Source organism: Pseudomonas sediminis (assembly GCF_039555755.1).
Classification (GTDB): Bacteria; Pseudomonadota; Gammaproteobacteria; order Pseudomonadales; family Pseudomonadaceae; genus Aquipseudomonas; species Aquipseudomonas mendocina_D.
Genome location: NZ_CP154631.1, coordinates 3,927,400 through 3,947,616, shown reverse-complemented (window position 1 = coordinate 3,947,616; position 20,217 = coordinate 3,927,400). Strand labels below are relative to the sequence as shown.

At 61.9% G+C, this 20,217-nt stretch carries 18 protein-coding genes and 2 pseudogenes; 5 read left to right on the top strand and 15 right to left on the bottom strand.

Features of this window, described 5'->3' with window-relative positions:
- Positions 1-93: 93 nt before the first annotated feature.
- The 4 genes from AAEQ75_RS18545 to sdhC are packed head-to-tail and all read right to left on the bottom strand — an operon-like array spanning position 94 to position 3,325.
- Entirely contained in the window at positions 94-801 is a 708-nt protein-coding gene (locus AAEQ75_RS18545) for a succinate dehydrogenase iron-sulfur subunit (protein WP_003459986.1), read from the bottom strand.
- An 11-nt stretch (positions 802-812) separates the two neighbouring features.
- Positions 813-2,585: a succinate dehydrogenase flavoprotein subunit gene (sdhA, locus tag AAEQ75_RS18540; RefSeq protein ID WP_003459985.1), complete on the bottom strand. Its 1,773-nt coding sequence runs from the start codon at positions 2,583-2,585 to the stop codon at positions 813-815.
- A gap of 3 nt (positions 2,586-2,588) precedes the next feature.
- A complete protein-coding gene (sdhD, locus tag AAEQ75_RS18535) occupies positions 2,589-2,957 on the bottom strand; it encodes a succinate dehydrogenase, hydrophobic membrane anchor protein (RefSeq protein ID WP_037000860.1) in 369 nt (122 codons plus the stop codon).
- Entirely contained in the window at positions 2,951-3,325 is a 375-nt protein-coding gene (gene sdhC, locus AAEQ75_RS18530; protein WP_099524365.1) for a succinate dehydrogenase, cytochrome b556 subunit, read from the bottom strand. The genes sdhD and sdhC overlap by 7 nt, the downstream gene beginning before the upstream one ends.
- 363 nt (positions 3,326-3,688) lie before the next feature.
- Here sdhC and gltA point away from each other — a divergent pair, with 363 nt between their 5' ends.
- Positions 3,689-4,972, top strand: coding sequence for a citrate synthase (gltA, locus tag AAEQ75_RS18525; protein ID WP_037000858.1), 1,284 nt, complete (start codon positions 3,689-3,691; stop codon positions 4,970-4,972).
- A 103-nt stretch (positions 4,973-5,075) separates the two neighbouring features.
- Positions 5,076-5,225 (top strand): annotated as a pseudogene (locus tag AAEQ75_RS18520) (IS3 family transposase); the annotation flags it as partial.
- Between the two features lie 33 nt (positions 5,226-5,258).
- Here AAEQ75_RS18520 and AAEQ75_RS18515 read toward each other — a convergent pair.
- Together AAEQ75_RS18515 and AAEQ75_RS18510 are read right to left on the bottom strand one after the other, a co-directional pair.
- Complete coding sequence (locus AAEQ75_RS18515) at positions 5,259-5,537, bottom strand: hypothetical protein (protein WP_343352498.1); 279 nt, start codon at positions 5,535-5,537, stop codon at positions 5,259-5,261.
- Positions 5,538-5,645: 108 nt separating this feature from the next.
- Complete coding sequence (locus tag AAEQ75_RS18510; RefSeq protein ID WP_343350046.1) at positions 5,646-6,875, bottom strand: acyl-CoA dehydrogenase; 1,230 nt, start codon at positions 6,873-6,875, stop codon at positions 5,646-5,648.
- Between the two features lie 149 nt (positions 6,876-7,024).
- On the opposite strand from AAEQ75_RS18510, the gene AAEQ75_RS18505 reads away from it, so the two are divergent.
- On the top strand, positions 7,025-7,960 hold the full coding sequence (locus tag AAEQ75_RS18505) for a LysR family transcriptional regulator (RefSeq protein ID WP_143507493.1): 936 nt from the start codon (positions 7,025-7,027) through the stop codon (positions 7,958-7,960).
- Positions 7,961-8,023: 63 nt separating this feature from the next.
- Here AAEQ75_RS18505 and AAEQ75_RS18500 read toward each other — a convergent pair whose 3' ends face one another.
- Both AAEQ75_RS18500 and AAEQ75_RS18495 read right to left on the bottom strand, forming a co-directional pair.
- Positions 8,024-8,458 (bottom strand): DoxX family protein, encoded by a 435-nt coding sequence (locus tag AAEQ75_RS18500; RefSeq protein ID WP_256837092.1) that lies wholly within the window; start codon positions 8,456-8,458, stop codon positions 8,024-8,026.
- A gap of 105 nt (positions 8,459-8,563) precedes the next feature.
- Positions 8,564-9,979 carry a transglycosylase SLT domain-containing protein gene (locus tag AAEQ75_RS18495; RefSeq protein WP_143507491.1) on the bottom strand — a complete coding sequence of 472 codons (1,416 nt, stop codon included), beginning with the start codon at positions 9,977-9,979 and terminating at the stop codon, positions 8,564-8,566.
- A gap of 259 nt (positions 9,980-10,238) precedes the next feature.
- On the opposite strand from AAEQ75_RS18495, the gene AAEQ75_RS18490 reads away from it, so the two are divergent.
- On the top strand, positions 10,239-11,051 hold the full coding sequence (locus AAEQ75_RS18490) for a TatD family hydrolase (protein ID WP_143507490.1): 813 nt from the start codon (positions 10,239-10,241) through the stop codon (positions 11,049-11,051).
- A 98-nt stretch (positions 11,052-11,149) separates the two neighbouring features.
- Positions 11,150-12,613 (top strand): methyl-accepting chemotaxis protein, encoded by a 1,464-nt coding sequence (locus tag AAEQ75_RS18485; RefSeq protein ID WP_343350043.1) that lies wholly within the window; start codon positions 11,150-11,152, stop codon positions 12,611-12,613.
- Positions 12,614-12,762: 149 nt separating this feature from the next.
- Here AAEQ75_RS18485 and AAEQ75_RS18480 read toward each other — a convergent pair whose 3' ends face one another.
- From AAEQ75_RS18480 to AAEQ75_RS22065, 7 genes and pseudogenes are all read right to left on the bottom strand, one after another.
- Complete coding sequence (locus AAEQ75_RS18480) at positions 12,763-13,560, bottom strand: acyl-CoA thioesterase (protein WP_343350042.1); 798 nt, start codon at positions 13,558-13,560, stop codon at positions 12,763-12,765.
- A gap of 106 nt (positions 13,561-13,666) precedes the next feature.
- The gene (locus AAEQ75_RS18475) at positions 13,667-14,437 is read right to left on the bottom strand and encodes a CHAD domain-containing protein (protein WP_343350041.1); all 771 of its coding nucleotides are present in this window, start codon (positions 14,435-14,437) and stop codon (positions 13,667-13,669) included.
- Between the two features lie 72 nt (positions 14,438-14,509).
- The gene (locus AAEQ75_RS18470; protein ID WP_343350040.1) at positions 14,510-16,495 is read right to left on the bottom strand and encodes a transglutaminase TgpA family protein; all 1,986 of its coding nucleotides are present in this window, start codon (positions 16,493-16,495) and stop codon (positions 14,510-14,512) included.
- Complete coding sequence (locus AAEQ75_RS18465) at positions 16,492-17,448, bottom strand: DUF58 domain-containing protein (RefSeq protein ID WP_343350038.1); 957 nt, start codon at positions 17,446-17,448, stop codon at positions 16,492-16,494. Before AAEQ75_RS18465 ends, AAEQ75_RS18470 begins: the two co-directional genes overlap by 4 nt.
- Entirely contained in the window at positions 17,448-18,365 is a 918-nt protein-coding gene (locus AAEQ75_RS18460; protein ID WP_003460516.1) for an AAA family ATPase, read from the bottom strand. Before AAEQ75_RS18460 ends, AAEQ75_RS18465 begins: the two co-directional genes overlap by 1 nt.
- 95 nt (positions 18,366-18,460) lie before the next feature.
- Positions 18,461-19,168, bottom strand: coding sequence for a methyl-accepting chemotaxis protein (locus tag AAEQ75_RS22070; protein WP_430523468.1), 708 nt, complete (start codon positions 19,166-19,168; stop codon positions 18,461-18,463).
- Positions 19,169-19,366: 198 nt separating this feature from the next.
- Positions 19,367-19,465, bottom strand: a pseudogene (locus AAEQ75_RS22065) (HAMP domain-containing protein); the annotation flags it as partial.
- Positions 19,466-20,217: the final 752 nt, after the last annotated feature.

Here is a 20,217-nt window from a genome sequence, read left to right as displayed (position 1 = left end):
ATGAGCCGCAGCTTTGTGGGCTGCGGCTCTGGCTTTACTGCGAGGCCGACTCATGCCGGACTCGCAGGTGTTACAGGTATAGCAACTTGCGAATCAGGTACCGCTCTGCAGCAGCATGTTACGCACGTGACCGATCGCCTTGGTCGGGTTCAGACCCTTGGGGCAGACGTTCACGCAGTTCATGATGCCACGGCAACGGAACACGCTGAACGGATCGTCCAACGAAGCCAGACGCTCGGCGGTCTTGGTGTCACGGCTGTCGGCCAGGAAGCGGTAGGCCTGCAGCAGTGCAGCGGGACCGAGGAACTTGTCCGGGTTCCACCAGAACGACGGGCAGCTGGTCGAGCAGCATGCGCACAGAATGCACTCGTACAGACCGTCGAGCTTCTCGCGCTCTTCCGGAGTCTGCAGTCGCTCGATGGCCGGAGCCGGCGTATCGTTCTGCAGGAACGGCTGCACCTTCTCGTACTGCTTGTAGAAGATGCTCATATCGACGACCAGGTCACGAATGACCGGCAGGCCTGGCAACGGACGAATCACCAGCTTGCCGCCCTTGAGGCCAGCAGCGGAGATCGGCGTAATGCACGCGAGGCCGTTCTTGCCGTTGATGTTCATGCCGTCGGAGCCGCATACGCCTTCACGGCAGGAACGACGGTAGGAGAAGCCCTCGTCCTGCTCCTTGATCAGCGCCAGCACGTCGAGGACCATGATGTCCTTACCGCCGGTGTCGACCTGGAAGTCCTGCATGAACGGAGCAGCGTCCTTCTCCGGGTTGTAGCGATAAACACTGACTTGCAACATATCAGTCACCCTTAATAAGTCCGAACCTTGGGTTCAAATGCCGGAACGGTCTTCGGCGCGAAGTTCACGTCACGCTTGGCTACGCGCTTCTCGCCCGGGAAGTAGAGCGAATGGCACAGCCAGTTCTGATCGTCGCGCTCCTCGAAGTCTTCACGAGCGTGGGCGCCACGGGACTCTTTACGAGCCTCGGCCGCGACCGCGGTCGCTTCAGCAACTTCGAGCAGGTTTTGCAGTTCCAGCGCTTCGATACGCGCAGTGTTGAACGCCTGGCTCTTGTCCGCGATTTTGACTTTCGCGATGCGCTCACGCAGGTCGGCCAGTTGTTGGATGCCCTTCTGCATGTATTCGCCAGTACGGAATACACCGAAGTAGTTTTGCATGCACTGTTGCAGCTCTTTACGCAGCGGGGCGACGTCTTCGCCAGTGCTGCGCTCGTTGACGCCAGCCAGACGCGACAGCGACTGCTCGATGTCGGTTTCGCTGGCGCCACGGACTTCCACGCCTTCTTTCAGCGCTTTTTCCAGATGCAGGCCAGCGGCGCGGCCGAATACCACCAGGTCGAGCAACGAGTTGCCGCCCAGACGGTTGGCACCGTGCACCGACACGCACGCCACTTCACCTACAGCGAACAGACCTTCGATGATCTTGTCGTTGCCGTTGGCGTCCTGAGTAATGGCCTGACCATGAATGTTGGTCGGCACGCCGCCCATCATGTAGTGGCAGGTCGGGATGACCGGTACCGGAGCGACTACTGGGTCGACGTGGGCGAAGGTCTTGGACAGTTCGCAGATACCCGGCAGGCGGCTGTGCAGCACTTCCTCGCCCAGGTGATCGAGCTTCAGCAGTACGTGGTCCTTGTCCGGGCCACAGCCGTTGCCGGCGATGACTTCCTTGACCATGGAGCGAGCAACCACGTCGCGACCAGCCAGGTCTTTGGCGTTCGGCGCATAACGCTCCATGAAACGCTCGCCATGGGCGTTGATCAGGTAACCACCTTCACCACGACAGCCTTCGGTAACCAGTACACCAGCGCCGGCGATACCGGTCGGGTGGAACTGCCACATTTCGATGTCCTGCACCGGCACGCCGGCACGCAGGGCCATGCCCACGCCGTCACCGGTGTTGATCAGGGCGTTGGTGGTGGAGGCGTAGATACGGCCAGCACCACCAGTGGCCAGAACCACGGCCTTGGAGCGAATGTAGACGGTTTCGCCAGTTTCGATGCAGATGGCGATGACGCCGACGATGGCGCCGTCCTGGTTCTTCACCAGATCGACTGCGTACCACTCGTTGAGGAACGAGGTGCCGGCTTTCAGGTTGGCCTGGTACAGGGTGTGCAACAGGGCGTGACCGGTACGGTCAGCAGCGGCGCAGGTACGGGCAGCCTGAGTCGGGTTATCCGGGCCCTTGGACTGACCACCGAACGGACGCTGATAGATGCGGCCCTGCTCGGTGCGGGAGAACGGCAGCCCCATGTGCTCAAGCTCGAACACCGCTTCCGGGCCGACGGAGCACATGTATTCGATAGCGTCCTGGTCACCGATGTAGTCGGAACCCTTGACGGTATCGTACATGTGCCAGCGCCAATCATCGTTCGGGTCGGCCGAAGCGATGGCGCAGGTGATGCCACCCTGAGCGGAAACGGTGTGCGAACGAGTCGGGAACACCTTGGTGACCACGGCAGTCTTGTGACCGCCCTGAGCCAGTTGCAGCGCGGCACGCATGCCAGCGCCGCCACCACCAACGATGATGGCGTCATAGGAAAGAGTACGGATGCTAGCCATGAATCAGAAACCCCACAGAATCTGCACGCCCCAGACGAACATCGTGAACATGGCGATGCCACACACGGCCTGGAACAGGAAACGCACACCAGTCGCCCACTTGCCCAGCGCCATCGGCGTCAGGTAGTCGGTGGAAATGGTCCACATGCCAACCCAGGCGTGCACGCTCAGTGCAACGAGGGCCAGCAGGCTGAAGATGCGCATTGCGGTATGCGAGAACAGGCCATGCCATTCGGCGTAGCCCATACCTGGATTACAGATCACATAGCCCAGCAGAAACAGCGTGTAAGCCGCGAGAACGACCGCAGAAACGCGCTGAGCCATCCAGTCATAGAGGCCCGAACGCGAGAAATTCGTGACATTAGTTACCATATCCACACCCCCAGCAGCACGATCACTACCGCCGCCACTACGACGACGATTTTCGAGCCCAGCTTGCCGCCTTCCAGCGTCTCACCGATGCCCATGTCCATGATCAAGTGGCGTACACCGGCCACCAGGTGGTACAGCAGAGCGGACAACAGACCCCAGATCACGAACTTGGCCAGCGGGCTGGTCAGGCATTCTTTCACCTGGGCGAAGCCCTCTTCGGAGGTCAGCGACTTGTCGAGGCCAAACAGCAGAATGGCGATACCGACAAAGAGGATGACACCGGAGATACGGTGAAGAATGGACGTGTAAGCGGTGATCGGAAGCTTGATAGTCCGAAGGTCTAGGTTTACAGGTCGTTGGCTATTCACGGCTTTATTATCACACTGAGAGCCCCTAACGATCAGGGCAAAGTTGTTGGGAAGTGCACTGGCAAGGTACCCATCACCCAATGAGTGACAACCGCCATGACACGGCCCTAAAGCCTGTGGCGGTCGGCCGCAGAGTATAGACAGTTAGCAGACTAATGACAATGCAATGCCCTCCCCCAAAAAGCGCATTGCAGCCTTTAAACAAATGGCGTAAATAGCGGCCTTTTTTCGCTGAAAATAGCGCTCAAACCCTTCTACTGCCTGGGTTCTCGCAAATTGACTTTCGGATTTATCCCACTATAGTGGTGCGGGCCCTGCGTGGGGGGCTGTCTGATGATTTCAAGCATAACTAGGAGGCCACATATGGCTGACAAAAAAGCGCAGTTGATCATCGAGGGCAATGCCCCCGTCGAACTGCCCGTTCTGACCGGCACTGTTGGTCCCGATGTAATCGATGTGCGGAGCCTGACCGCCACGGGTCGGTTCACATTTGATCCTGGTTTCATGTCGACCGCCTCTTGCGAGTCGAAGATCACCTATATCGACGGCGACCAAGGGATCCTGCTGCATCGCGGCTACCCCATCGAGCAGCTCGCCGAGCAATCCGACTACTTGGAAACCTGCTACCTGCTGCTCAATGGCGAACTGCCGAGCAAGGAAGAAAAGGCCCAGTTCGTCAGCACCATCAAGAACCACACCATGGTTCATGAGCAACTGAAGACCTTCTTCAACGGCTTCCGCCGCGATGCCCACCCAATGGCCATCATGTGTGGCGTAGTTGGCGCCCTGTCCGCGTTCTATCATGACTCGCTGGACATCAATAACCCGCAGCACCGCGAAGTGTCGGCCATGCGCCTGGTGGCCAAGATGCCGACCATAGCCGCCATGACCTACAAGTACTCCATGGGCCAGCCCATGATGTACCCGCGCAATGACCTGAATTACGCGGAAAACTTCCTGCACATGATGTTCAACACCCCGTGCGAGATCAAACCGATCAGCCCGGTGCTGGCCAAGGCGATGGACAAGATCTTCATCCTCCACGCCGACCATGAGCAGAACGCCTCCACCTCCACCGTACGTCTGGCTGGCTCCTCGGGTGCCAACCCGTTCGCCTGTATCGCAGCCGGTATCGCTGCGCTGTGGGGCCCGGCACACGGCGGCGCCAACGAAGCCGTACTGGCCATGCTCGACGAGATCGGTGACGTTTCCAACATCGACAAGTTCATCGCCAAGGCCAAGGACAAGAACGACCCGTTCAAGCTGATGGGCTTCGGTCATCGCGTTTACAAGAACCGCGACCCGCGCGCCACCGTGATGAAGCAGACCTGCGACGAAGTCCTCGGCGAGCTGGGCATCACCAATGACCCGCAGCTGGAACTGGCCATGCGCTTGGAAGAGATCGCCCTGACCGATCCGTACTTCAAAGAGCGCAACCTGTACCCGAACGTGGACTTCTACTCGGGCATCATCCTCAAGGCCATCGGCATTCCGACCTCGATGTTCACCGTTATCTTCGCCCTGGCACGTACCGTGGGCTGGATCTCGCACTGGAAGGAAATGCTTTCGGGTCCTTACAAGATCGGCCGTCCGCGCCAGCTGTACACCGGCTACGAGCAGCGTGATCTGCCGGCTAACCGCGACTGATAGCACCGCGAAACGGAAAAGGCTGCCAATGGCAGCCTTTTTATTGCCCGTGTCCCGTCCTGAATAAGGCTTACACCTTCGTCCCGAGGGGCTGGAGATCTCGATGGTGCAAGGTGTTAAGCGTACGCAGCGTGTTTACTCGCTGACTTTTAAATTGGCGGCGGTCGATCAGGTTGAAAAAGGCGAGCTGACCTATCAGCAGGCCCAGGAACGGTATGGTATCCAAGGCCGGTCCACTGTTTTGGTATGGTTACATATGCTGACTTCTCGCTCCGGCTCGATGCCGTTACCCTTTCAGGATCGAGGCGAGATCTCCCCAGGTAAGAACGTACTCCTTCTCTGCACAACCGCCGGATCTACGCCACTTCGCCTTGATCACCAGAGCTTTGCGGTTCATTGCCCGCTCGCCCTGCTCCATAGCGCCTTCTCTCCGGTTCTTGTTCATCGGCTCGCAGATTACGCTCCACGCTTCCTCCCCACGCTCGCTCACCCTCACGCAGTTGCGATTCACCTCGTTCGCTGTGATCAACTTACGGCGGGACTTGCCCCGCAGGAGTGCGCCCATGCTGGGCGCACAATACAAAACGCCCGATGCGATGCATCGGGCGTTCTAGGTACCGCAAATCTAGTCAAAACGGTGTAAATCTATTTCAAGACTAGACACGCCACTGCATCAGCGGCTGGCTTTCATCACGTCACGCGGCACGTACTTGCCGATCTCGTACTTACCGATGGCCGCACGGTGCACCTCGTCCGGGCCGTCGGCCAGACGCAGAGTGCGCTGCATGGCGTACCAGTAAGCCAGCGGGAAGTCGTTGGAGACACCGGCACCGCCGTGCATCTGGATCGCCCGGTCGATTACCTTGAGCGCGACGTTTGGCGCCACCACCTTGATCTGAGCGATTTCGCTGGCGGCGATCTTGTTGCCGACCGTATCCATCATGTAAGCCGCGTTGAGGGTCAGCAGGCGCGCCTGGTTGATCTCCATGCGCGAATCGGCGATGTGGTCAATGTTGCCGCCCAGGCGTGCCAGCGGCTTGCCGAAAGCGGTACGGCTTACGGCACGCTTGCACATCAGTTCCAGCGCACGCTCGGCCATGCCGATCGAACGCATGCAGTGGTGGATACGGCCTGGGCCTAGGCGGCCCTGGGCGATTTCGAAGCCACGCCCCTCACCGAGCAGCACGCTCTCGTAAGGTACACGGACGTTCTCGAACAGCACTTCGGCGTGGCCGTGCGGCGCATCGTCGTAGCCGAACACCGGCAGCGGCCGCAGCACGGTGACGCCCGGCGCATCCATCGGCACCAGAATCATCGAGTGCTGCTGGTGACGCGGCGCATCCGGGTTGGTCAGGCCCATGAAGATCATCACCTTGCAGCGCGGGTCGCAGGCACCGGAGGTCCACCATTTGCGGCCATTGATCACCCACTCGTCACCTTCGCGACGGGCATTGGCCTGCATGTTGGTGGCGTCGCTGGAAGCCACGCCCGGCTCGGTCATGGCGAAGGCGGAGCGAATCTCGCCAGACAGCAACGGCTCCAGCCACTGCCGCTTCTGCGCCTCATTGCCGTAGCGCACTAGCACCTCCATGTTGCCGGTGTCCGGCGCGGCGCAGTTGAACGGCTCCGGGCCGATCAGCGAGCGCCCCATGATCTCGGCCAGCGGCGCGTATTCGGTGTTGGTCAGCCCCGCGCCATAGTCGGACTCGGGCAGGAACAGGTTCCACAGACCTTCGGCTTTAGCCTTGTTCTTCAACTCTTCCATGATCGCGGTCGGCTGCCAGCGATCGCCTTCTGCAACCTGCTGCTCGAATACCGCTTCGGCCGGATAAACGTGCGCCTCCATGAATGCGCTGACACGTTCACGCAACTCTTGAACCTTCGGGGAATAGGCGAAATCCATGGGGTTACCTGTTTGTGACAAAGGGTGAGAGGTTGTGGAAATGATGCTAGAACAGCGCATAAGATTTATCGAACCTATTTTCAGCGTGTATGAACATTCATAACCGATATATGATCGACTGATATCGACGCCCCTGGAGCACTGCCGGCATGAACCTGACCAAGGTGGATCTGAATCTCTTCATCGTCTTCGACGCTATCTACACCGAGGCCAATCTGACCCGTGCCGGACAGATCGTCGGCATCACCCAGCCGGCGGTGTCCAATGCCCTCGCCCGCCTGCGCGAAACCTTCAACGACCCGCTGTTCGTGCGCACCGCCCAAGGTATGGTGCCGACACCCATGGCGCAGAACATTATCGGTTCGGTGCGTAACGCCCTGCAGCTGCTGCGCGTTTCAGTGCAGGAAAGCCGCACCTTCAACCCACAGCAGGCCGGCAAGACTTACCGCATCAGCATGACCGACCTATCCGAGCAGATTCTTCTGCCGCCGCTATTCCAGCGCCTGCGTCGCCTGGCGCCGAGCGTGTGCATCGAGAGCTTCCTGGCCAAGCGCCGCGAAACCACCAAGGAGTTGGCAGCCGGCCGGCTCGACTTCGCCGTCGACGCGCCATTGAACACCGACCCGCAGGTTCGTCACGTCAAGCTGCTCGATGATCGCTACGTCTGCGCCATGCGCCCTGGCCACCCGCTGGCCAAGGAAAAGATCAGCCTCGACGAATACCTGTCGCTCACCCACATCCACATCTCCAGCCGCCGCAGCGGCCTCGGATACGTCGACCTGGCGCTGGGCAAGATGGGCATCCAGCGCAAGATTGCCCTGCGCTCGCAACACTATCTTATGGCCAGCAGCGTGATGCAGCAGACCGACATGGTGATGACCGTGCCGGAGCGCTTTGCCCGTCGCCATAACCTGCACCACGTGACCTTGCCGGTCGGCGACGTGCCGACGCTGGAAACCCACCTGTACTGGCATGAAAGCACCGACCAGGATCCGGCTAACCGCTGGATGCGTGAACAGATGATCGAGCTAGCGCAACAGGTGGTCGCCCAGGAGAAGAAAGCCGAGCAGGCTGCTACGGCCTGATCGTTAAAGACAAACGCAACAAGGCCCGCATTGGCGGACCTTCTCGTTTGCTGCCGGGCTGAATCAGCGCGCTAGCTTGCCATCGACCGACAGCTTGCCGGCACCTTCGAATACCAGCGCCACGCTGATGGCCAGCAGCGCCAGGGCGAACTCATAGCCGTTATTGCTCATGAAGAAGCCATTGGCCAGATGCACGGTGAAGATCGCTACCAGCATGGTTACCGCCAGCACCGCCGCCGCCGGGCGCACCAGCAGGCCGATGATCAGCGCCACGCCGCCGAAGAACTCGGCGCTACCGGCCATCAGCGCCATCAGGTAGCCCGGAGCCAGACCGATGCTCTCCATCCACTGCGCAACACCCGCCAGACCATAACCACCAAACCAGCCGAACAGTTTCTGCGAGCCGTGGGCGGCGAAGGTAATGCCGGCGACGATGCGCAGGATGGTGATACCCAAACCGGCCTGGCTGTCGGTAATGCTTTTGATCAGGTTGTTCATTGCAAGGCTTCCTTTGGTGTGTGGGTTGGATGGCGCACAGAATATCCAATTTATTCGATTAAAAAATAGCAAAATACCGCTTATAAAAATCGAATAAATAGATATCTATTTGGCCGTCAGACGCCGTCCCTGCGGTTCGAGCAAATAGCGTTCACGGTCATAAGCAAGGTAGTACTTATTCACCGCGTTCACATAACTCACCACACCCATGCCCATCTGTTCCATAGCCACACGTTCGACCTGAAAGAACCATTGATTGGGATTCAGGCCCCGCCTGCGCGCCTCGGCACGCAGACTCTGCACCCGTTGCGGGCCCAGGTTGTATCCGGCCAGCACGAATGCCATACGCTCGCGCTCGTTGAGCTGCGGGCTATTGAAGAAATTGCGGCGAATCATCGCCAGGTACTTGCTGCTGGCCTGAACGTTGTCGTTGATGCTCTGAATGCTGCCTACCCCGACACTGCGCGCTGCCGCCGGGGTGATCTGCATCAGACCGGTTGCGCCACTGGCACCGCGCGCCGACGGGTTCAACGTCGACTCCTTGAATGCCAGCGCGGCCAGCATCAGCCAATCGAAGCCCTGCTGCTCGGCATGCTGCTGCAACACCGGACGCACCTTCTCCAGCCGCTGTCGCTCGGCGCGTCCCAGCGGTGAATGCACCTTGTACAGGCGGCGATAGACACGTTGAAACGCCGCATCCTGGTCGGCCGGGCTCTGATAGCTGCTGAAGAAACGGTCGATGCTGGCACGCAGCATCGGCGCATCGGGGCGCACGAACCATTTCATGTCGCCATCGCGCGCCAGGATCAAATGCTTGTCGACGCGCAACTTGGGCATCACCTTGGCCCAACGTTCGGCGATCGGCAGTTCTACCGCAGTACGTTCGAAGATGCCGGCCTGGACCATTTCCAGTACATCTTCGACGGCCAGACTGGGGTCGACCCACTCGACCACGATGGGCGGCAGTTTGCGATCTGCCAGTTGCTGGTTGATCAACCTCAGCGCTTCGCCCACGGCGCTACCCGCCGGTAACGAGAGGCTACGCCCGGCCAATTGTTCAAGGCTGCGGTAATGCCGATTGCCCTGCTTGGAGACCAACACCAGTGGTACCTCACGGCGAATCGCCGTGCTGGCACTGACATCATGCCCGGTGCGCACATTGAGCAATTCGCCGGGCGCGACCACATCGCCCTCGCCGCGCTGCAGGGCGCCGAGTAACTGATCCTTGGCCTTGGGGATGATCTTCAGCCTGAGGTTGCGGCCATCACGGGAATTGCGATTGAGGTACTGCTCGAACGCACGCAGGCGGTGGTACTCCACGCCGATGCTCTGGCCCTTGACCGAGCCCGAGCTGTTGCGGCTCTGATTGACCAGCACACGCAACTCACCGCTGCTACGAATCGCCGGCAGATCGCGGGTACTGCGAGTCTGGCTGCCAACCTCGGGCGGGCCAGCCAGGCGTGCGCTGACCGGCAGCGGCAGCATGGCCAACAGACACAGGATCAGCAGCAATCGCGACATCGATTCTCCAGGGAAGGCGGTTGGCCGCCGCAGCCTCTTGGTGGCCTGCTGCTCGCCGATGCGCGACAGACCTTACGCCCGCCGAACAAGTTCCCAAAGCTGGCAGGGGCGCGGAGATTGGCACAGCCAAGCGTCACAGCGCCACCCCAAAACCTTGCATCAACCTTAAAAATGGCGAACAAGTTATTGTTTTAAATCGACTTCCTGACGAATGGACGGCTTCTGCTATTCTGCCCTTTCGCGTTCAACAGGTGGCACCATGCAACTCATCGATATTGCCGTCAATCTCACCCACCCCAGCCTCGCTGTGCAGGCCGAGGCGCTGCTCGAACGTGCCTACGCAGCCGGCGTGTGTCAGCTGGTGCTGACCGGCACCAGTCTGAATGAAAGCGAGGCGAGCCTCGCACTTTGCCGACAGCTGGATAGCAGTGGCCAACGTCTGTTCAGTACCGCCGGGGTTCACCCGCATGATGCCAGCTCGTGGAACAGCGCCAGCAGTAATACTCTCAAGGCGCTGCTGGCGCAGCCGCAAGTACGCGCTGTGGGTGAATGCGGCCTGGACTTCGATCGCGACTTCTCGCCGCGTCCGGCGCAGGAAAAAGCCCTGGAAGAACAGTTGGCCCTGGCCGTCGAACTGCAAATGCCGGTGTTTCTGCATGAGCGCGAAGCCAGCCAGCGTCTGCTGGAGATACTGCGTGGCTATCGTGATCAGCTGCCGGCAGCGGTGGTGCACTGCTTCACTGGCGAGCGCCGTGCACTCTATGCCTATCTCGATCTAGACCTGCATATCGGCATCACCGGCTGGGTTTGTGACGAACGTCGCGGCACGCATCTGCACCCGCTGCTTAGGGACATCCCCGGCGAGCGCCTGATGCTGGAGACCGATGCGCCCTTCCTGCTGCCGCGCAGCCTGCGCCCCAAACCCAAGAGCGGGCGTAACGAGCCCGCCTTTCTCGGCGAGGTGCTGCGCGAGGTGGCGCTGCACCGCGGGCAAAGCGAGGAAACCCTGGCAGCACAGACCACAACCTGTGCGCGAGCGTTCTTCGGTATGCCAGCCATAGTGGAAGACTAAGGCACCAGAGCATTGATTGACGTCAAGGTTCTGGCTGCCAGTCAAGGCATACTACTGGCACTTGGCCAATAGAACGCAGCGAGACGGATAACAACAACATGAGCGCCTGGATCAGCGATCTTTCTCTTAAGTACAAATTCTGGGCGGTCAACGCCGTTGTCCTCGTCATCAGCCTGATCCTGGTGCTATTCGCCTTGCACATCGAGCAGCAGGCGCGCAGCGCCGATGCGCGCCAGGCAGCCGTGTCCCAAGCGCGCGTGCTGCAGCAGTGGCCAGAGCAGGCCACCTTGCCCAACGCAGCCAATATCCAGGTGTTGCAAGGCAGCCTGCCGGGCGCTCAGGGAGCTCCTGACGCCAGCGGCTGGCAGGCACTGTCGCATGACGCCCTATTCGGTGATTCGCCGGTGGTCGGTGCACAGCGCATCACCCTCGGCGATGGACGTGATCTGGTGATCATGGTGCGCGCACCCAGCCTGCTCGACCTGTTCACCCAGCACGCGCTGACCTATGCCATCGCCGTCGCCGTGCTGATGCTGTTACTGCTGGCTGCCTCGCAGTTGTTGATACGCTTTCTGCTCAGTCACCTCAACACCCTCAAGGATGTGATGCTGCAAGCCGAACGCAGCGGGGATCTGTCCCTGCGCGTGCCGCTGGACAGCCGTGACGAGGTCGGCCAGATGGCCGCTGCCTTCAACGCCATGCAAGCCGGCTACCAGCGCGTGGTTGGCACCGTCGGCCAGGTGGCCTGCGAGCTGGACAGCAGCACCCGCGCTATGGCCGAGCGCATGGGGGCCGTGCGCCAGGGCATGCTCAGCCAGCAGAGCGAGACTGACCAGGCTGCTACCGCAATCAACGAAATGTCGGCCACCGTTCAACATATTGCCGACCACGCCGGCACCACTCGCGACCAGTCGCTTAATGCCGATCAGCTTGCACGCGCTGGTCAGCAGGTGGTCGAACGTGTCGAGCAATCCATCGCAGCGCTGTCGCAAGGCGTGCGCCAGAGCGCCGGCAGCATCGAGCGCCTGGCCGAAGACAGTCAGCACATCAGTCGCGTGGTCGGCGTGATTCACGGCATCGCCGAGCAAACCAACCTGCTCGCCCTCAATGCCGCCATCGAGGCCGCCCGCGCCGGTGAAATGGGCCGCGGCTTCACCGTGGTCGCCGACGAGGTGCGCAACCTGGCCAAGCGCGTGCAGGACTCAACCGACGAAATCACCCAGATGATCGGCAACCTGCAGGGTGGCACCCGCGACGCTGTCGAATTCATGCGCGAAAGTTCGGAAAACGCCAATTACTGCGTGCAACTGGCGCAGGAGGCCGGGGAATCGCTGGCCGCCATCACTGCCGCCGTGGCCCTGATGCGCGACAGCAACACGCAGATTGCCGTGGCTGCCACGCAGCAGAGCCAGGTGGCCGAAGAAATGAGCCGCTCGGTGGTGGGCATCCGTGACGTGACCGAGCAGACCGTCGGCCAGACCCTCGAATCGGCCGCCACCAGTCAGCAACTGGCACAGCTGGCGGGCGAGCTGAACAAGGCTATCGGCCAGTTACGCCTGTAAAGACCCTGCCAGGCAATCGCATATGCGGCTCGTGCCTGCTGGAAACCTCCCTGGTGCGGCAAGCCCACGGCCGAGCCCGCAGAGCCTCTCACCAACAGGGGCGCTGCCCTGAAGCGCCTGTTACTGAAGCGCTGCCTGACGCCACTGATTCAACCAAAGACGGTGACGGTCTGCCGGCTCAGGGCGATCAGCTCACCTGCGGGGGTCCACATCGCCGCCGCTACGTGCCCGTAACCATCGCGGGCATATTCGATGTCTGCGCGATACAGGCACCAGTCTTCGCTGCTGAGAGTGCGTAGCGGCTGGACGAACTCGATGGTCCAGGTCAGCGAGCTGCCCGGCGCCGGGCTTTTCAGATAGGGCAGCACCGCAGGCGGCCAGGCATCGACCAGTGCCAGCAAGTGCGCCTCGCTGAGCGGCTGCGGCTCGCGCTCACCACGCAAACGCACCCAGCCGCCCATCTGCCGCGATGGCGTGTTGCTGAAAGGCATGCCGCCAATTCCCCAGCGCATGGCCAGAAAGCGCGTGAACTCCGGCGTGACGTTGCGCACATAGGGCAACTCCTGGCACTGCTCCACCGGCGTGATCTGCGGCGCGGCAAGCGCCTCCACGGCAATCGCCGAAGGGCGCGACGCGCCAAAGCTGCCCTGCACCACGGTCACCACCTGCCCGTCCTGAACCGCGCGCAGGAACATCTGGCTGACCGCCTTGCCCTCGCGCAGCACCTCGGCCTGAAAACTGACGGGAACATCCGGCGCCACGGGGCCGACGAAGGTGATAGCCAGCGAGCGCACCGGACGACCCTGCGGCACCTTGGCGCGCATGGCCTCGAACGCCAGAGCCGCCACCAGGCCGCCGAAACTGGCGCGGCCCTGCCCCCACTCAGCCGGGATCACCACGGCATCGGGATCGCGGCGCACCGCCTCAAGCATTTCGGAAAAGATCATATGCACCTCGGCATTCATCGATGGCGACGATCTTAGGGGATGCTGACGATTAAACGATAGTCGGCAAGGATGCCTATTCGGTCATATTTGCGGCGAGAATGACACCTTAGTCTGCGTTCGGCAGGTCGCCATACAGCGCCAGCAAGGCATCATCGGCGCGCCCCTCTGCAGTCAGCAGAGCCTGCAGCCAGATGGCCCGGCAAGGTTCCAGGGACACCATCGCATCGGCCTGTGCCAGCCACTGCAGCCGATCGTGCCAGTCGCCCAGCGCGCTTTGCGCACGCTTGAGCCTGAGCTGCGCCGCCTTGCTCAAACGACTTTGTGCGGGGTAGGTTTCAGCGGCGTAACGCACGCGCTTGATCAACAGGCGCAGGCGGTGGCGATCATGCGCCGGATCGCGCAACGCACGGGCCAGTTGTCGTTGCTGACGGCGCAGGCGACGCCGGATGAGCTTGTCTATATCGCTCAACTGGCCTTGTCTGGCGGCCTCACGCCAATTCGCCGGCCAGCCGTCGAGCAAAAGCATCAGGTCCGCCAACTCGCGACTACTGGCAATGGCAGCGTAGCCTGCGGCGCGCTGCGCCTCATCGACAGGCGCCAGATGGGCAAGTCCCATGCGCGCCAACTCGGCGACCAGGACTTCGCGATCACGCAGTGGCCCGCTGAGGCGGCCCAGCACCGCTGCTCCCTGCTCCAGAACATCTATAGCCGGCAAACCGCGTAACGGACGCAACAGGCTGCGCAATTGCCGCAGGGCGATGCGTAAATCGTGCAATGCCTCGGTGTCGGTACAGTCGGCCAGCCGTGCCTGGCAGGCATACAACCGCACTTGCAGAGCCAGGACGCGGCCCAGGCAATGCTCGATGAAATCGCTCATGCTCGCTCCTCCAAACGAAGATGCATCAAGCTAACAGCCCCACCACCCACTCAAGCAAGTGGCCATTGGTCGCTAACGCGACAAGCGCCAGGGTAATGCTCTGTGCAAATCACTCAGTGCTTGCCGCAAAGCATCACGTGACGCTGGCCCGCCGGCATAGCGCTGCTGCTCGAAGCATCGGGCAAATGTCTCGATCTGCTCCGCCTGCTCGGGCAAGTGCCGCGCCGCGCGCAACGCGAAGGAGCGTGCGCCCTCACCCGCTTCCCGGCGCACGTCATGGCGCGCCAACAGCCGCTCGAACTTGCGAAACGCCTGGCGTTGCGGATCAGGCCGCTGTTGCCAGGGTTTGAGCAGCCACAGCGCCAGCAGGCCAATCAAAAGCGCGCCAGTGCCCACCAGAGCGATCGCCAGACGCTGCCAATCGAGGCTGCCGAACCAGTTCTGCAGCAGTTTCAGCTGCTGTTCACCCTGGTAACCCAGCACCCAGCGCTGCCAGCCGTAATTGAGACTCTCCCAACTCATGCGCAGCTGATTGAGCCAGGCCAGCTCGCGGTAGCGCAGTGGCGAGAAGGGTTGATCGTCAAGAAAACCATCCTCTTCGGCCAAGGCCTCTTCCAACCCTTGCTCGATACGTTCCGGCGCTACCTGAAAAGTCGGATCGACGCTGCGCCAGCCACGGCCCGGCTGCCAGTACTCGACCCAGGCATGGGCATCGAACTGGCGTACCTGAATGTAGTTGCCATTGGGATTGAGCTCGCCGCCTTGATAACCGGCGACCACCCGCGCGGGGATACCCGCGGCACGCAGAACGAAGGTCATGGCGCCGGCATAGTGCGCGCAGAAACCACGCCGGGTGTTGAACAGGAAATCGTCGATGCTGTCGCTGCCCAGCGGCTGCGGGCGCAGCGTGTAGACGTAGGGTTCACGGTTGAAATGCTGCAGCACTGCGGCCACCAGCGCATCGCTCTGCGGGTACTTTGCCTTCAGCTCAGCCGCCCAGACGCGACTGCGCGGGTCGCCCTGCTCGGGCAGTTGCAGTGCCTGGCGCAAACCGGGTGGCTCGGCCGATGCTTCACGTGCTGCCTCAGGCCAGGAACGCACCTGGTACAGCAGGGGCCGATCTACCGGACGCAGCCTCTGCCAACGGAAGTCGTTCATCATCCGCCCGCTGTCCTGCGCCATCTCACCAACATCCAGGGCGTACAGCCAACGCTTGCCGCTGGGCTGCATGATGATGCTGTAATCGAGCGACTCGCCAGCCTTGCTCCACTGCGGCGTGACGGGTACATCAGCGTAACTGGATTGCGACCAGCGTCTGCCATCGAAACGCTCCAGCGTCAAAGCACGCCAATACAGCTGCCCTCTCGCCGGCACCTCACCCTCGAAGCTGGCGCGAAAGGCCAGTGCCGAGGAACGACTGAGCTCGGCGATATCTGCCGGCTCCATGCTGTCCGACAGTCCAGTGACGCCCTTGTCGCTGGGCATTGGCAGCGACCACAACGGCCCCATGCGCGGAAAGAACACGAACAGCAACAGCATGAGCGGTATCGCTTGCAGCACCAAGCCACCCGCCAAGCGCAGGGGTGGCCAGGGGCGCTCGGCAAAACCACTGTGCTGCAGGCCGACCAGCGCGGTCAGTAGCGCCGTAACCGGCAGCAGGCTGTAGAGCGCGGCAAGAATGCCGTCCTCGAACAGATAGGCGGTCACCACGCAGAAGAAACCGAGGAAGATCAGCACCAGCGCATCACGCCGCGTGCGCATCTCCAGCAGCTTGAGGGTGAAGGTGGCGATCAGCAGCACCGACGCGGCATCCAGCCCCACCAGCGTGCCGCGCGAAAGCAGGATGCCAGCCAACACCAGCAGCACCAGGCCGCCCTTGGCCCAACCATTGGGATAGCGCGCACGCATGCGAAAGATCTGCACACGCCAAGCGGCAGCGCCAAGCCAAAGCGCGATCATCCACAGCGGTAAATGCACCAGATGCGGCATGATCACCAGCGCCTGGGCGATCAGCAACCAGGTCAGAGCGACCCTCGGAATACCCGGCAGGCTGCTCATGCGCGCACTCCGAACAACGCCAGGGCGCGCAGGCAAGCATCGCGATGCCCCTCACCATAATCAGGGGCGATTACCTGCCCAGGCAGTTGCAAGCCGAATGCCTGTTGCCGCTCGGTGAACTGCAGCACCCAGTAGCAGAGCAGCGACAAACGCATTTCGCTGTCGCCACCCAGACTGTCGAAGTCCAGCCATAGATCGCGGCCGCTGAGCATGCCGAAATCCTTGACCAGCAGGCCCTGACCACGTGAATAGGCCTTCCAGTCCAGACGCCGTTTCGAATCGCCCGGCTGATACTCGCGCAGGCCCTGGAAGTCGTCGGCGCCCTGGCCGCGCGCGCGCATGCCCTCTTCCTCCTCCTCTTCGCCCAGGCCCGCCGACAACGGCAGCTCCCCCTCCAACGGCCGCGGGTAGACCAGCACAGCCTGATCCAGATCGACCCAGCTCCAGGCCACCAGCAAGCCCAACGGAAAACGGCTTTCCACCCTCAGACGCTCGGGTCGCAGCCAGCCACGCCGCACGGCTGGCTGGCTCAAATCCACTTCGGTCTGCCCCTGGCGCGGCACATCGCGCACCACCAGCTCAGACGGTGGCCAGCCCAGCGCCACGGCCTGGTGCTCGCGCTCAGGGCTCTCAAGACGCACGCGAAAGCGCGCCTGCTCGCCGACGAACACTGCCCCGCCACCACCAGCCTTGAGCACCAGCCCGGCCAGATTGCGGTAGGTATGCAGGATGGTGACGACGAACACCGATACCAGCAGGAAGGTCAGGCCATAGGCCAGGCTGTTCTGATAATTGATGCCCACCAGCAGCATCAGTAGAAGTGCCACGGCAAACACAGCCCCGACCCGGCTGGGCAGAATGAAAATGCGCCGCTGATTCAAACGCACGCTGGCCGCTGGCGGAATACGCCTGGCCAACCAGCGCCGCCAGAGCGGCTTCAGCGCTGCACGCATCAGAGCGCCGGCACTTCGCGCAGCAACCATTGCACCAGACTGCCGCCACCATGACCGGTAGGGTCGGCGCGCTCGCGCAGACGGTGCCCCACTACCGACGGCAGCACCGCTTGCACATCTTCGGGAATCACGTAATCACGTTCGGCCAGCAGCGCCCAGGCCCGCGCTGCAGCCAACAACGCCAGACTGGCGCGCGGTGACAAACCCCAGGCGAACTGCGGCTGACTGCGCGTCGCCTCGACCAGGCGCAGCACATAGTCGATCAGCGCATCACTGGCACGCACCTTGGGCACTTGCGCCTGCAGACGGGCCAGTTCGGCATGGTCGAGAATGGATTCCATACGCGGCAACAGATCACGCCGGGCATCGCCCAGCAGCAAAGCCCGCTCCGCCGCTTGCGCCGGATAGCCCAGTGACAGACGCATGAGAAAGCGATCGAGTTGGGATTCGGGCAAGGCGAAGGTGCCGCCGCTGCTGACCGGGTTCTGCGTGGCGATGACGAAGAACGGCTCGGGCAGCGGCCGGGTCGCGCCCTCGATGGTCACCTGCCCTTCTTCCATGGCTTCGAGTAACGCACTCTGGCTCTTCGGTGTAGCGCGGTTGATCTCGTCCGCCAGCACCAGCTCAGCAAAGATCGGCCCGGGATGAAAGACGAACTGCCCGCTGTCCTTGTCGAATACCGAGGTACCAAGAATGTCGCCCGGCAGCAGGTCAGAGGTGAACTGGATACGCTGAAAGCTCAGCCCCAGCACGCGCGCCAGGGCATGGCTGAGGGTCGTCTTGCCCATGCCCGGCAGGTCTTCGATCAGCAGGTGACCACGCGCCAGCAGGCAGGTCAGGGCCAGGCGCACCTGCGCCTCTTTGCCCAGCAATACCTGATTGACCGAGTCGAGACAGGCATCGAGTTTGGTTCGCATCGTTGGCTCCTTATGCAGAGCACCGATGCTACTGGGGCGCCAAGGCGTGGCATAGCTCTATGCAAAGTTTGCTCACGAAACTGTGAGGGCAGACGCTATGTCAGGCGAAAGTGCCCTGCCATGCCCTGCAGCTCCCGCCCCAGCTCAGCCAGCTGGATGCTCGACGCAGCGGTTTCGTCCATGGCCGTAGCTGACTGATCGGCAATATCGCGGATCGAGGTGACGCTGCGGTTGATTTCCTCGGCCACGGCGGTTTGCTGCTCCGCTGCAGCAGCGATCTGCTGGTTCATCTCCGAGATCAGGCTCACCGCCTCGGCAATGGCAGTCAGGGCGCCTTCGGTCTGGCTAGCGTCGCCAACCGTGAGGTTCACCAGGCTGGCGCTCTGCTCCATGTCGGTCACCGCGCGGCGGCTGCCCCCGCGCAAGGCCGCTATCAGCGACTCGATTTCCGCCGTGGATTGCTGAGTGCGTTTTGCCAACGCTCGTACCTCATCGGCAACCACGGCAAAACCACGCCCCTGTTCTCCGGCACGCGCCGCTTCGATGGCTGCGTTGAGCGCCAACAGGTTGGTCTGCTCGGCCACGCTCTTGATCACCTCGAGTACGGCATCTATACGCTGAGTGTCCTGGCTCAGACGCTGAATGCTCTCGGTAGTGGCGCCCATGGCGCGAGCCAATTGCTCGATACGCTGCAGGGTCTGACGCACCACCTGGCTGCCTGCACCGACTCGCTGGTCAGCCTGCTCGGTGGAAGCCGCTGCCGCTTCGGCATTGCGCGCCACCTCATACACCGTGGCAGTCATCTGGCTCATGGCGGTAGCAACCTGGTCGGTCTCCAGCTTCTGGCCATTGACGCCCTGGCGCGTCTGTTCGGCAGTTGTCGAGAGGGTCTGGGCAGAACTGGAAATCTGCGCCACGCCCCCCTGAAGGCGACCAACCATATCGCGCAGGTTGGCGGACATTCCTTGCATGGCAGCGAGTAACTGACCGATCTCGTCACGACGATCCTGTTCGATGCGCACACTGAGATCACCAGCGGCGATGGATTCAGCGAGGCCGATCACTCGCTTGAGCGGACGCACGATGGCCAGGCTGATCATGATTGCCGCGCTGAGGCCAAAAAGCAGCGCCAGGGCCGCCGCCGCGATGATCAGGCCACTGCTGGCCTGACGCTCGGCGTGCATGGCCTGACGCTGGGTTTCCAGGGCCAGCTCGACCCGCTGCAGCAACTGCTCGACCTGAGCAACCAGTTGCCCGTATACCTGTTTTTGTTGCTGCAACTGGGTGGCGTATTCCTTCAGGCGCTCATTGAAGGAGTCGACATTGACCACCACCTCACCAAGCACCGCGGCATAGCCGGGATCATCCAGCGCATCGCGCAACTCGGCAGCCAGGGCTTGCGCCTCGCCGGCCTGGGCAATTTCCGCCTGCTCACTGCTATCGCTGCGCCGACTGGCCTCCAGACGCTGGCGTGCCTGATCCAACGCCTGCAGCAGCAACTGATGGATCTTGCTGACCTTGCCAGCCTGCGCAACCGAGTCGCCACCGCGCTCACCCTGAGTGCTCTTGAGCAGGTCGGCGCCATCTTCGGCCAACCCCTCCTGCAGCAGATCCAGACTGTTGGCCGCGCTGACCACCAGCCAGTCAGCGGCTTGCAGGGACAGCTGCATGTTGTCGGTGAGTTCAACGTAGCGGGCAAAAGCGCTGCGGTAGTCGGCCAGCGCAGGCTCGACCTGCGCCAAAATGGCAGCCGTGTCGCTATCGAGCTCACCTTGCAGTGCCTGTCCGGCCTGCAAAATGCTCTCAGCCTGCTCTGCCAGCCGCTCGGCGTGCTGGCTGTTGCCACTCAGCG

Bases quoted from the DNA above. Each gene is read 5' to 3' on its own strand.
- AAEQ75_RS18515 (WP_343352498.1), bottom strand. From the start codon at position 5,537: ATGGGCGCACTCCTGCGGGGCAAGTCCCGCCGTAAGTTGATCACAGCG.
- AAEQ75_RS18465 (WP_343350038.1), bottom strand. From the start codon at position 17,448: ATGCGTGCAGCGCTGAAGCCGCTCTGGCGGCGCTGGTTGGCCAGGCGT.
- AAEQ75_RS18495 (WP_143507491.1), bottom strand. From the start codon at position 9,979: ATGTCGCGATTGCTGCTGATCCTGTGTCTGTTGGCCATGCTGCCGCTG.
- AAEQ75_RS18470 (WP_343350040.1), bottom strand. From the start codon at position 16,495: ATGAGCAGCCTGCCGGGTATTCCGAGGGTCGCTCTGACCTGGTTGCTG.
- AAEQ75_RS18490 (WP_143507490.1), top strand. From the start codon at position 10,239: ATGCAACTCATCGATATTGCCGTCAATCTCACCCACCCCAGCCTCGCT.
- AAEQ75_RS18510 (WP_343350046.1), bottom strand. From the start codon at position 6,875: ATGGATTTCGCCTATTCCCCGAAGGTTCAAGAGTTGCGTGAACGTGTC.
- AAEQ75_RS18460 (WP_003460516.1), bottom strand. From the start codon at position 18,365: ATGCGAACCAAACTCGATGCCTGTCTCGACTCGGTCAATCAGGTATTG.
- sdhD (WP_037000860.1), bottom strand. From the start codon at position 2,957: ATGGTAACTAATGTCACGAATTTCTCGCGTTCGGGCCTCTATGACTGG.
- sdhA (WP_003459985.1), bottom strand. From the start codon at position 2,585: ATGGCTAGCATCCGTACTCTTTCCTATGACGCCATCATCGTTGGTGGT.
- AAEQ75_RS18545 (WP_003459986.1), bottom strand. From the start codon at position 801: ATGTTGCAAGTCAGTGTTTATCGCTACAACCCGGAGAAGGACGCTGCT.
- AAEQ75_RS18500 (WP_256837092.1), bottom strand. From the start codon at position 8,458: ATGAACAACCTGATCAAAAGCATTACCGACAGCCAGGCCGGTTTGGGT.
- AAEQ75_RS22070 (WP_430523468.1), bottom strand. From the start codon at position 19,168: ATGACTGCCACGGTGTATGAGGTGGCGCGCAATGCCGAAGCGGCAGCG.
- AAEQ75_RS18480 (WP_343350042.1), bottom strand. From the start codon at position 13,560: ATGATCTTTTCCGAAATGCTTGAGGCGGTGCGCCGCGATCCCGATGCC.
- AAEQ75_RS18475 (WP_343350041.1), bottom strand. From the start codon at position 14,437: ATGAGCGATTTCATCGAGCATTGCCTGGGCCGCGTCCTGGCTCTGCAA.
- gltA (WP_037000858.1), top strand. From the start codon at position 3,689: ATGGCTGACAAAAAAGCGCAGTTGATCATCGAGGGCAATGCCCCCGTC.
- AAEQ75_RS18485 (WP_343350043.1), top strand. From the start codon at position 11,150: ATGAGCGCCTGGATCAGCGATCTTTCTCTTAAGTACAAATTCTGGGCG.
- AAEQ75_RS18505 (WP_143507493.1), top strand. From the start codon at position 7,025: ATGAACCTGACCAAGGTGGATCTGAATCTCTTCATCGTCTTCGACGCT.